General features: G+C 61.6%; 10 protein-coding genes. 3 read left to right on the forward strand and 7 right to left on the reverse strand.

What is annotated here, in order from left to right:
- Positions 1-10 precede the first annotated feature (10 nt).
- From AC5Y4S_RS26730 to AC5Y4S_RS26745, 4 genes are all read right to left on the reverse strand, one after another.
- Positions 11-181, reverse strand: coding sequence for a hypothetical protein (locus AC5Y4S_RS26730; protein WP_500035576.1), 171 nt, complete (start codon positions 179-181; stop codon positions 11-13).
- Between the two features lie 4 nt (positions 182-185).
- Positions 186-839, reverse strand: a complete 654-nt coding sequence (locus tag AC5Y4S_RS26735) for a hypothetical protein (protein ID WP_500035577.1) — start codon at positions 837-839, stop codon at positions 186-188.
- 149 nt (positions 840-988) lie between these two features.
- Complete coding sequence (locus AC5Y4S_RS26740) at positions 989-2,200, reverse strand: CHAT domain-containing protein (protein WP_500035578.1); 1,212 nt, start codon at positions 2,198-2,200, stop codon at positions 989-991.
- Complete coding sequence (locus AC5Y4S_RS26745; protein WP_500035579.1) at positions 2,197-3,189, reverse strand: hypothetical protein; 993 nt, start codon at positions 3,187-3,189, stop codon at positions 2,197-2,199. Before AC5Y4S_RS26745 ends, AC5Y4S_RS26740 begins: the two co-directional genes overlap by 4 nt.
- Positions 3,190-4,268: 1,079 nt before the next feature.
- Here AC5Y4S_RS26745 and AC5Y4S_RS26750 point away from each other — a divergent pair.
- Positions 4,269-5,675 carry an MFS transporter gene (locus tag AC5Y4S_RS26750; protein WP_500035580.1) on the forward strand — a complete coding sequence of 469 codons (1,407 nt, stop codon included), beginning with the start codon at positions 4,269-4,271 and terminating at the stop codon, positions 5,673-5,675.
- A 41-nt stretch (positions 5,676-5,716) separates the two neighbouring features.
- On the opposite strand, the gene AC5Y4S_RS26755 is transcribed toward AC5Y4S_RS26750, so the two are convergent.
- Positions 5,717-6,064, reverse strand: a complete 348-nt coding sequence (locus tag AC5Y4S_RS26755) for a thioesterase family protein (protein WP_500035581.1) — start codon at positions 6,062-6,064, stop codon at positions 5,717-5,719.
- A 94-nt stretch (positions 6,065-6,158) separates the two neighbouring features.
- Here AC5Y4S_RS26755 and AC5Y4S_RS26760 point away from each other — a divergent pair, with 94 nt between their 5' ends.
- A complete protein-coding gene (locus tag AC5Y4S_RS26760) occupies positions 6,159-7,061 on the forward strand; it encodes an alpha/beta fold hydrolase (protein WP_500035582.1) in 903 nt (300 codons plus the stop codon).
- On the opposite strand, the gene AC5Y4S_RS26765 is transcribed toward AC5Y4S_RS26760, so the two are convergent.
- A complete protein-coding gene (locus tag AC5Y4S_RS26765; RefSeq protein ID WP_500035583.1) occupies positions 7,058-8,374 on the reverse strand; it encodes a cytochrome P450 in 1,317 nt (438 codons plus the stop codon). The two genes, AC5Y4S_RS26760 and AC5Y4S_RS26765, sit on opposite strands and share 4 nt — an antisense overlap.
- 512 nt (positions 8,375-8,886) lie before the next feature.
- Here AC5Y4S_RS26765 and AC5Y4S_RS26770 point away from each other — a divergent pair.
- Complete coding sequence (locus tag AC5Y4S_RS26770; protein ID WP_500035584.1) at positions 8,887-9,036, forward strand: hypothetical protein; 150 nt, start codon at positions 8,887-8,889, stop codon at positions 9,034-9,036.
- Positions 9,037-9,052: 16 nt separating this feature from the next.
- Here the strand turns inward: AC5Y4S_RS26770 and AC5Y4S_RS26775 are convergent.
- Positions 9,053-9,604: aldose epimerase family protein (locus tag AC5Y4S_RS26775; protein WP_500035585.1), on the reverse strand; the 552-nt coding region annotated here is incomplete at its 5' end.

Raw genomic sequence — 9,604 nt, forward strand, 5'->3', positions numbered from 1 at the left:
CCTACCCACCTCACCCGGTTGGCGCATCAGGCCCGTCCTTACCCTCGGCATTGTCGACGATCGGTGGAGGAACTGGAGGCGGGTGATCGCCGGTCGGCTTGCCAGCCTCGATATTGCTGCTCCCGCTGTCCGACTTTTTGCGGGTCTCTTCCAACCAATTGTCGTAGGCTTCACGGCTCATCAGCTTATCCTCGTCTCTCGTGTGCGCCCGTATGTTGTCGACTGTCGTCGGTGACTATCTGCGGGGCAAGGATCTGTCGTAGGTGGTCAACGACTACGCCGTCTTTCCACCACCAGCGTGGGGCCCGCCACCGCAGTTGTGCCTCGACAAGAGTCAAGGCCGGCTCTCGGCCGAGGTTGAGTAGATAATCTTCAAATACCATCTCACCCGGTTCGATCCATACCTTGCCCGTGCTCTTGAGGAATGTGAAAGTTCGGGGTAGAGGCTGGCCTTCTAGGCGCGGCACCATTTCCCACCGGATATCAGCCCACCATTCGTCTGTACTTCTGTGGGACGCTGAGGTCTGGATAGCCGCAGGGAAGCCGATCGCAACACCTGTGTCGGTTTGTATGAGATCGAGTTTTGCCGAGCCGATGTTTTTGACAGAAATCCGCAAGTGCAGAACGTGACCTACTCCGGGCAACATGTGCCACTCACCGGTCGCTTCGATCGATGAGCGCGGATTGAACGTTCGGCCTTGAATGAACTTTCCATAGGCCCAGAAGCCCCCGATGATCAGGGCGATACCGGTGATGATGCTCTGCGCGGTGGAAGCGAGGTGATTGATTGTTTCGCTGTTGTCGTGAAGGAAGCCCCACAGGTCATGCGATCCTGCCACGCGTCAACCTTAACGCCGCGAAAGTACGGCATCCATCTTGTCGTACTGCGTCGGCACCGGAACACGACCGTCAATCTGGAGTACACCCCGTCAAGACCATTCGCATTTTGACGGAGCCGCCGTGACCGACCGCTACCTAGAGCTAGAGATCAGATTCCGGCTGTCCGCGGCGCAATCACGAGGCGCGTCTCGCCGTAGCCAACGTAGGTAAGGCCTGCGAGGTTTCCGTGGCTCTGGAGCAGCGACCGGCGGGCTAGGACTAGCGCCTGGCCCACCGATGCCCCACGGCGCAGATACTCGAAGAAACTAGTCGAGAACTCGACAGCTGTAGGGATATTGATGGCCACCAGCGATGCGATGACGGCACGATAGCCGGCGTTTCTAAACTGGTCGGGGATACTTGTAGGCCAATGGTAATCGACATTCGCGGCGCTGCACGAACTCAGAAAAGCCAGCGGCCCGTCCGCCGGTTCGGGCACTACGAATCCCCAAAGTTCACTACTGAAGTGGCGTAAGCGCACGGGCAATTCGTTATTCCGCAGAATACCCTCACCACCGAACAAGAATCCAGCCTCGTACCCTCCCGACTCATCTTCCAACCCGTGAGCCACAACGTGAACGATCTCTTCGCGCGGCCGAGAGCCCCGTACCAACAACGATGCGATCCTTTGCCCTCCATTTCCGGAACGGGCTGTTGCAACATCCGGTTGACGTTCCCGCACGTGAAAAGTGTCTCCTGACTGAAGAGCCCGACCCTGGTCGATGAACGCGCGGAAATCCTTATGGCTATAGGGAGCAAGTTCAACACGATCGGTTGATGTGTCGCGACGAAGCAAAAGCCCTGGCAAGCTTTTCTCGTCGGGCAGCGCCCGGCGGATCGCGAACTGGAGCCCGAGAAAGCTTCGTCGAGCTTCGGATTCCAAATAGGATCTGCTGGCACGGGTCGTATCGGGAAGCCCAGGCGATACCAGCATCAGTTCCAGTGGAAGATCGACTGGCGATGAAAACCACAATTCTGGAACCTCGGGTTGTCGGCCGGCTGACACCCGCTGAAAGAACGCAGTCATGCGGTCACGGGCACCGCCCGGAGCGGCCGAACCGCTACCGAGCACCCCGAAAGTCGCAGCCGCTCCCACGCCCGCGAGGTCTGCCAAGAGGCTGGCTTGCCGTTCGGCCGACGACTCAAGGCCGAGTGCGCCCCACCTGGCGATGTTCTTGAGCGAATTGCGAGCGGCACCATTGACCTTGGCGAGTTGCTCGAGTGGGGCGATCATGATCGATTCGGTCCTCACCCGCGGCGCGGACATATTGAGCAGACAAGCTTCCGAATCCGTGGGCCGGATTTCCAGCCGAACGTTCATCCGAGCCGAAGTCGAATCGGCACGATTTGAACGGTTTGAGTTCCCTGCCCAACCTCGAGGATGACGGATTCAATCTCGCGTCGACCCGAAGTCTGGGAAGGCGCAAGCCTCTCTGGATCGGCTGGCGTTCGTAGAGCTTGATCCTGCAGCAGGATCGACTTGACATCCGATACACCTTCGCGGGGGACCGTGATACTTAGGAGCAGCGGACTTGCGCTAAATCTCTCGGAGACGACTGAGAGCGAAAATGGGACGGATTCCCTGTCGATCCCACCGCTCAAGGTTAGGCCGACCGTAGAAATGTCATCACCTGTCAGATCAACATTGGGGTCACTAATAAACCTAATGTTCAACATCCATTCAAGTTCTCCCAGGCGGTCCGGGGCTACGACGATGGTGCCCTCGTAGTTAACGACCGTAAGATCGGCGACTCGTTGCTCCAACATCTGTTCCAACCGACCGAGAAGTGGGACGCTCGGCGATACTTCGGATCCAAGGATCCCCGATCTACTCATGGTCCCTCTTAGCAAACCACGTTCGACGATTCGGCCGAAGAACGAAAGTGTGGTGGCGCCGACGAACAGCGAAAGCAAATACTGTCCAGACTGATTCACGCCTTCCGGACCAGTCACGAGCGTCGCAGTCACGACGAGATAGCCAGCAATCCCTGCAACCGCACCCAATATCGGCCCCGCGAGGGCTTCGACTGCCCACTGACGACGCTCTCGCGCGCTGAAGTTGTTCCAAGCCAGAAGGTAGGCGACGCTTCGGAGCACGGCGCCTAATGCGCCCGCACAGGCGAAGAGGCCCAGGAGTGGAGCCACGCTATGGACCTTGTTCAGCAGAGATAACTCGCGCCAAAGAAAGATCGAAATACCCATGAGCGCCAGGACCGCTGTGAGCGCCAACGTCAGGTTCAGCCCGAGGCCGATACCCGGTTTCTCTTTACCCTTAGAATGCCCGTAACTCTCAGACCATGTGTCCGACATCGTTTGTGAGCCCTTCTTGAGTTGTTATAGCATGACTGACGTTCAAATCGTATATGTTGATTCTCTTTGCAGTTGGGGCAGGAGAAGGTCGAGATGTGGATATTCATAGCTGGATTGGGCATCTTCCTTCTGGGAGCGACCGTGTGCTCAATCGGTTGGTCCATCCACCGAAAGACGATCGGCGGCGTACCGCCGAAACTACTTGAATGGTTCATCGAGACGCTGAAGCACTGGTTTGGTCTGCTAACGAGTTCCGAAAGCACCACTGGGGAACGCATTGCGGCCGTTGGCGCAATACTCAGCGGAATCGGAATACTAACTGCAGTAACCGGTTTGGGAGTCTGGGCGGCAGGATAGGCCGGGCTCGACGCTCCGAAGCCGTGCTCAGGGCCTACACTAACCCTGCCGTAGGTGCTCGAGAAGCGAGCGCCATGTCGGTTGGGCGAGCTAGTCGTGGTGTTGCCACATGCCGCCGAGCCCGCGACAGCGGCGATCAGATGCAGCAATCGCTTACCGCATCGGCGCTCCTCGCACTCGTCCCAAGTCCACCTGCGCGGCCGTATTACCGCTCGCGTGTGCAAGGATCGTCCATCCGGAGCAGTGGTGAACTGCCCCGGTTTTGTTCCCGGTCGGTTGCGAGGGCCCGGGGCTCACTGGCTCGCTGGTTGTAAGGCGCCGGCGAGGGCCGCCTCGAACTCGGCTGGTGAAAGGTAGCCGAGGGCTTCGCGCAGGCGTTCCTGGTTGTACCAGGCCGCCCATTGGTGACTTGGTGCGCAACCGAGCGGTGGCGAACGTCGACTCGATGATTGATTTAGTCCTAACCGTCAACTTCTTGATTGCCAACTGATGGTATGAAATGACGTGCGTGGGCCTTCTACGCACGTGTAAGTCGTTGATGATTAACAACTTTGGCTTATCGAGCAACAAATGCCTTGTATCGACGGCGATTTCAGCAGAGTTGCCGCGGCCGATGCGCTGAATTCGTTGTCAACTCACAGCTACTCGTATGTCACCTCGGAGCTTTCGTGCTTAGCGTCGTCGTGAGCCGCTCTTGGTCACGGAATTTTGGGGGATCGTCGATGAGTCGGGCGCAACGCATTTCGAATTGGGATCCCGAGGACCTCGCGGCTTGGCAGGCCGGCAATAAGAAGATCGCCCGGCGGAACCTGATCTGGTCTGTGTTCGCGATGCACGTCGGCTACTCGGTCTGGTCGATCTGGTCGGTGATGGTGTTGTTCATGCCCAGATCTGTCTACGGCCTTTCGCCGGCCGACAAGCTTCTGCTCGGTGCCACCGCAACCCTCGTCGGCGGCTGCCTGCGCATCCCGTACGCGGCGGCGGTGGCGAAGTTCGGCGGGCGCAATTGGATGGTGTTCTCTTCGCTGGTGCTGTTGATCCCGACAGTCGGCACGATTCTGCTGCTGGCCAACCCTGGTCGGCCGTTATGGATGTATCTGGTGTGTGCGGCGCTAACTGGTATGGGCGGCGGCAATTTCTCCGCGGCGGTCGCCAACGTCAACGTCTTCTACCCTCAGCGACTCAAAGGCGCGGCGCTGGGCATTGCCGGTGGTGGTGGGAACATCGGGGTACCGATGATCCAGGTCATAGGTCTGGTGGTGCTCGCGACCGCCGGCAACCGGCAGCCCTACTGGGTATGTGCGATCTATCTGGTGCTGTTGTCAGTGGCCGCGCTCGGGTCGGCATGCTTCCTGGACAACATGGAATTGCCCCGCGCCGAGCACAAACCGACGCGAGCGGCTCTGGTACGGCGCGACACCTGGATCCTGGCGACGCTCTACGTCGCGACCTACGGCTCATTTATCGGGTTTTCGTTCGCGTTCGGCGAGGTGCTGCAAATCAACTACATGGCCGCCGGGCAAGGTGCGCTGCAGGCGTCGTTGCACGCCGCTCAAGTCGCCTTCCTCGGACCGCTGCTCGCGTCGTTGGCCCGGATGTACGGCGGCAGGCTCTCGGACCGGCTCGGCGGAGGCACCGTCACCCTGGGAGCTCTATTTGCCATGATCGCTGCCGTCAGCGCGCTGATTGTGGTGAGCGCACACGCCGACAATCGCTCCGGTCCCTTGAGCGTCAGCACCATGACCGGCTACATCGTCGGTTTTATGGCACTTTTTGTGTTGTGCGGGATCGGCAACGGGGCGGTGTACAAGATGATCCCGGCGGTTTTCGAATCGCGCAGCTACTCGATGAAAGCCGCCGAGGCCGAACGCCGCCACTGGGCCCGTGCGATGTCCGGCGCCGTGATCGGAATCGTCGCCGCGGTCGGCACGCTCGGCGGCGTATTGATCAATCTGGCACTGAGACAGTCTTATCTGACCACGGGCTCGGAAACGACGGCGTTCTGCTTCTTCTTGTTGTGCTACCTCATCGGGTCGGGGCTGACGTGGTGGGCCTACGTGCGGCGCCCCTCCGCCGGGGCGAAATCAGAACTCTGCGAATTACCGCTCGCCGAGACCAGTAGTTCATAACGAAGGCACACGGGCGGTCGCGACGGTGCGCCGCATCTTGGTCAGCGGCGGAGGAACTTCTCGCGGTCAACTATTACCCGATCGATTTCGCCGCGAGCAACAAGCTGTCCTGAATCGTCAACCGCCTGCACGTCGAACGTCAGAAGTCGCCCCTCGCCCGGCGGTCGCGCCTCGGCAGTGACATCCACGGCGCCGCCTACGTGCGTCGCGCGCCGGTGCTCGATGCGCACCGCGGTGCCAACGGTCGTCTGGCCGGGACCGGTGAAGGGCGCGGCGGCTTGCACCGTGGCCGCTTCCAGCCATGCGATGAGCCGTGGAGTCGCGAGCACCGGCACATCGCCGCTGCCGATCTGTGCGGCGGTGTCGGCGTCGGTCACTTGGTAGCGCATCACTACACGCTAGCTCGCCCGACGAGTACCTCGCTGCAGCGAGGAAGTCTGGTCAATGGCGGCTAGCCAATCGGGTCGGCGCATGATGACTGTCATGGACGCTGACCTTCAACGCTGGCTGGACTCGGGCAAGAACTTCGACTACCTCGGCTTCGACATCTTCTACCGCGTCGAGGGCAGCGGGCCTCCGCTGCTGCTGATCCACGGTTACCCGTTCAATTCCTTTGACTGGGCGCCGATCTGGCCGACACTGACCAAGCGGTTCACCGTCATCGCACCGGACATGATGGGCATGGGCTTCTCCGCCAAACCGACAAACTACCAATACTCGGTGCACGACCACGCCGACATGCACGAAGCGCTGCTACAGCACCTGAACATCGACAACGCCCATATTCTGGCGCACGACATCGGCGATTCCGTCGGCCAGGAACTGTTGGCCCGCCACGAATTCGGCCAACAGACGTGCGGCGAATGGCGCATCGACTCGATCACTTGGCTCAACGGCGGCATGTTCATCGAGGCCTACACGCCCAGGGCGGCGCAGAAACTGATGTCGGGCACCCCGCTGGGCGACCTGTTCAGCCCTGTGCAGAGCAGCCCGCTGGCACGACGACTGCTGGAGCCGACAATGCGCGAGATGTTCGGCCCCAACACCAAACCGACCCCGCACATGATGGACGTGTTCAACCAGATCCTGGACTACAACGACGGGCGCCGGGTGCTGCACAAGGTCGGCCGATTCATCAACGACCGCTACACGCACCGCAACCGGTGGGTGCGCGCCATGCGCCAGACCACGGTCCCGATGCGGTTGATCGACGGACCCGTCGACCCGAACTCCGGTGCCCACATGGCGCGCCGCTACGCCGAGGTGATCCCCGACCCCGACGTGGTGATGCTCGCCGACGACATCGGGCACTGGCCACAAATCGAGGCGCCCGAGCAAGTGCTACAACACTTCCTCGCCCACATCGACCGCGTCAGCGCCGGCTAACTGCGAGCAACGTCAACCCTCGCCGGCCCGAGGGTGACGGGCAACTTCTTGATCCCGCGCAGCAGGGTGCTGTCGTTCGGGATCGGCTCGCCGGCCAGAGCCAGCTGGGGGAAGCGTTCGAACAGTGCTCGCAGGCCGATCTGCAGTTCCATGCGCGCGAGCGACGCGCCGAGGCAGCTGTGGATGCCGCTGCCGAAGCCGATGTGTTCGCGGGCGTTGGCGCGGGCGGTGTCGAACGCGTTGGGACGTTCGAAGACGGCCGGATCGCGGTTAGCACCGCCGATCAGAAGGAAGATCGTCGAGCCTTCCCGCACGGTATGTCCGTCGATCTCAACGGTTTCGCTGGCCACCCGGGCCGCGATATTTGCGACGGAGTCGTAGCGCAGCACCTCCTCGACCGCGTTCGCCCAGCCCTCCGGATGTTCCTGGAGCCACGCGAGTTGATCGCGATGCCCGACGAGTGCCACCACCGCGTTGCCGAACGCATGGGTGGTGGTGATGAACCCGGCGCCCAGCAGTAGCCCCGCGAACATCCTCACCTCGGTCTCGGTGAGGTCGCCGTCGTGCACGACGGCGGACAGGATGCTGTCCTCGGCGCGGCCCCGGCGTAGGCGCTCGATATGCGCGGCGAGGAAGTTTTCGAACTCGCGCAACGCCGCGACGGCGGTCCGGTACTCGCGCCAAGACGGGGACGTGCTGTTAAGGATTTTCGTGCCGGGCTCGGCGAATGTTTGGAGGTAGGGCGCCTCGTCGCGCGAAATGCCCAGCATCTCGACGATGACGGCGATGGGGATTTGAGAAGCGTAGGCGGCGATCAAATCGCATTGGTTGTTGCCTTCGAGATCGTCGAGCAGGGCGTCGGCGATCTCCTGAATGCCCTGACGAAGTCCCTCAATCGCTCTAGGGGTAAATGCCCGCGACACCAAGCGCCGCAACCGCGCATGCTCGGGCGGATCGGCAACGAGCAAAGACGGCGGTTCCACGCCATTCAGTACGCCAGGATTGGTTTTCGCGAACATCCGCTGAACGACGGGAAACGGTGACCGGTCCCGTGGTTTCGGGGTACGGAACCTGTCGTCGCGCAGCACGTCGCGGACAATCCGCGCGTCGGCGGTGACCCACCCGCCCACCACCGCGGAGATACGTCCCCGCTCGCGGATCTGCTCGATACGGCGATTCACTTCGTCGGGCTGACCGCTTTGGATTAACAGCTGGGAAAAAGGATCGCCCCGGCGCGCGAGCAATTTCAGCGTCCAACGCGGCAGTCCGTATCCCAGCAGCCAATGCACCCGGGTCTTGATGTCGGCATTCATATTCGCCCCTGCCTTCGGCTACCGATGAGGCTAGCGGTCAATGAGCAGTGAGACGCGTCAAAGAAACGCGCCGGAATCTAGCGGGATCGCACAATTGCGGCGGGCCATTCTGAGGGGGCGCGACCGGTCGAAGCTCACCCGGATGATCCACCTCTGTCCCCACCGGGTAGCTATACCGGTGTGATGGACAAACAGGAGTTGGCTCGGGAGCTCGGCCACCCCGATGCCCAGAAATTGCTCTCCGGTTCAATGGCCCGGCTCGCCTACAACGGCCACGATGGCTTCCCGCGAGTCATCCCCGTCGGGTTCTACTGGACCGGCGAACGCATCGTCGTCTCGACGGCACCGACCTCCCCGAAAGCCCGCGCGCTAGCCTCCCGTCCGAAAGTCGCGCTGACGATCGACACCGGCTCCACCCCCGAAGAGGCGAAGGCGCTGTTGGTCGTGGCCGTGCCACACTGCAAACCGTCGACGGCGTCACCGACGAGTACCTCACCGCGGCGAGGAGGTCGATGGACGAAGCGCAGCTTGCCGAGTTCGAACGCAACGTGCGGTCGACGTATCCGGAGATGGTGCGGATCTCGATCGAGCCGCACTGGGCGCGGTTTTACGACTTTGGCGCCGGCAGGTTACCCGCGTTCCTTGCAGAGCTTTCGCAGTGAGAACTCGCTAGGCGAGTCAGTGGGCGCCGAAGGCAAAGACGGTTGTCGAATCGTAGGTCTGGGCCGGGTTGAGCGTGGTGGTCGGGAAGTTCGGGTGATTCGGAGAATCGGGGTAGTGCTGGGTCTCCATCGTGAATCCGGCGCCCTGCCTGTAGCTGTGCCCGCTGGTGCCCGTGAACGCACCGTCGAGGAAGTTGCCCGTGTAGAACTGCACGCCGGGCTCGGTGGTGGAGATCGTCAGGGTGCGCCCCGACTTCGGGTCCTGGGCCCTGGCCGCCTCCACCAGCCCGGCGTTGTTGCCGCGGTTGATCACCCAGTTGTGGTCGTAGCCGTGGGCGAGCAACAGCTGCGGGTCATTCGCGGTGATACGCGCGCCGATCGCGGTCGGTGACGTGAAGTCGAAGGGTGTGCCCTTCACCGGGGCGATCTGCCCGGTCGGGATCTGCGTGGGGTCGGTCGGAAGGTAGTTGTCGGCATGGATGGCGACCTTCTGGTCGTAGACGTCGAGCGTGTCCTCACCCGCCAGGTTGAAGTAGCTGTGATTGGTCAGGTTGATCACGGTCGGCAC

Source organism: Mycobacterium sp. NGS64, assembly GCF_059812245.1.

What these genes read in the sequence shown, in the direction of transcription:
- AC5Y4S_RS26765 (WP_500035583.1), bottom strand. Translation starts at nt 8,374, where the DNA reads ATGAATGCCGACATCAAGACCCGGGTGCATTGGCTGCTGGGATACGGA.
- AC5Y4S_RS26745 (WP_500035579.1), bottom strand. Translation starts at nt 3,189, where the DNA reads ATGTCGGACACATGGTCTGAGAGTTACGGGCATTCTAAGGGTAAAGAG.
- AC5Y4S_RS26770 (WP_500035584.1), top strand. Translation starts at nt 8,887, where the DNA reads ATGGACGAAGCGCAGCTTGCCGAGTTCGAACGCAACGTGCGGTCGACG.
- AC5Y4S_RS26730 (WP_500035576.1), bottom strand. Translation starts at nt 181, where the DNA reads ATGAGCCGTGAAGCCTACGACAATTGGTTGGAAGAGACCCGCAAAAAG.
- AC5Y4S_RS26755 (WP_500035581.1), bottom strand. Translation starts at nt 6,064, where the DNA reads ATGCGCTACCAAGTGACCGACGCCGACACCGCCGCACAGATCGGCAGC.
- AC5Y4S_RS26740 (WP_500035578.1), bottom strand. Translation starts at nt 2,200, where the DNA reads ATGAACGTTCGGCTGGAAATCCGGCCCACGGATTCGGAAGCTTGTCTG.
- AC5Y4S_RS26760 (WP_500035582.1), top strand. Translation starts at nt 6,159, where the DNA reads ATGGACGCTGACCTTCAACGCTGGCTGGACTCGGGCAAGAACTTCGAC.
- AC5Y4S_RS26750 (WP_500035580.1), top strand. Translation starts at nt 4,269, where the DNA reads ATGAGTCGGGCGCAACGCATTTCGAATTGGGATCCCGAGGACCTCGCG.